The organism is Clostridioides sp. ZZV15-6598 (genome assembly GCF_020657705.1).
Classification (GTDB): Bacteria; Bacillota; Clostridia; order Peptostreptococcales; family Peptostreptococcaceae; genus Clostridioides; species Clostridioides difficile_F.
The window spans coordinates 1-223 of record NZ_JAGWCS010000392.1; the positions used below are offsets into that span (position 1 = coordinate 1).

1 protein-coding gene is annotated in these 223 nt (G+C 26.9%); it reads right to left on the reverse strand.

The features are described 5' to 3' along the window. Positions 1-160, reverse strand: a 160-nt coding sequence (locus tag KGF50_RS22210; protein WP_227850028.1) for an ATP-binding cassette domain-containing protein, incomplete at its 3' end; no start/stop codon positions are given. Positions 161-223: the final 63 nt, after the last annotated feature.

Here is a 223-nt window from a genome sequence, read left to right on the forward strand (position 1 = left end):
CAGATATTATATTTAATATAGTAGATTTTCCAGTTCCATTACTACCTATGATACTTACAAATTCACCATCTTCTATATCAATTGATAAATTTTCAAATATAGTATTAGGTTGACCATATGGATTTGGGAAACTCTTTGAAAGATTCTTAATTTGTAACATCTATAACACCTCTTTTTTCAGATTTATTTTTGGTACTAGCCTTGCACTTGTTTTTTTTTAGTG